The following is a 589-nucleotide window of genomic DNA, read 5'->3' on the forward strand; positions in this document are numbered from 1 at the left end:
GGTCAGGGCAACGACGACCCGCTCCCGGGTCTCCCACACCCGGCCGATGCCGTGCTGGGAACGGTACTCCTGGAGCGCCTCGTCGACCCGGTCGGCCGTCCACAGCAGCGCCAGCTGGCGCAGCGCCGTCAGATTGCCGGGCCGGAAGTAGTTGGCGAGCGCGGCATCGATCTTCTCGGGGGTGTAGATGTTCCCGTGCGCCATGCGCCGGCGCAGCCCCTCGGGGGGCATGTCCACCAGCTCGATCTGCCAGGCCCGCCGTACCACCTCGTCCGGCACGGTCTCGTGCTGCGGCACCCCCGTGATCTTCTCCACCACGTCGTTGAGGGACTCCAGGTGCTGGACGTTCAGCGCGGTGATCACATCGATACCCGCGTCGAGCAGGGCCTCGATGTCCTGCCAGCGCTTGGCATTGCGGCCGCCGCCGGGAACGTTGCTGTGGGCGAACTCGTCGACGATCGCCACCTGCGGCCGCCGGGCCAGAACCGCGGCCAGATCCATCTCCTCGAAGGCACCGCCACGATACGAACAGGACGCCCGCGGGACGGACTCCAGACCGTCGAGCATCGCCTCCGTGTACAGGCGTCCG

The 589-nt window shown here is 69.4% G+C and carries 1 protein-coding gene; it reads right to left on the reverse strand.

What is annotated here, in order from left to right:
- On the reverse strand, positions 1-589 hold a 589-nt coding region (locus IE277_RS46830; RefSeq protein WP_444544866.1), incomplete at both ends, for a histidine kinase.

The organism is Streptomyces alanosinicus (assembly GCF_014650595.1).
GTDB lineage: Bacteria > Actinomycetota > Actinomycetes > Streptomycetales > Streptomycetaceae > Streptomyces > Streptomyces alanosinicus.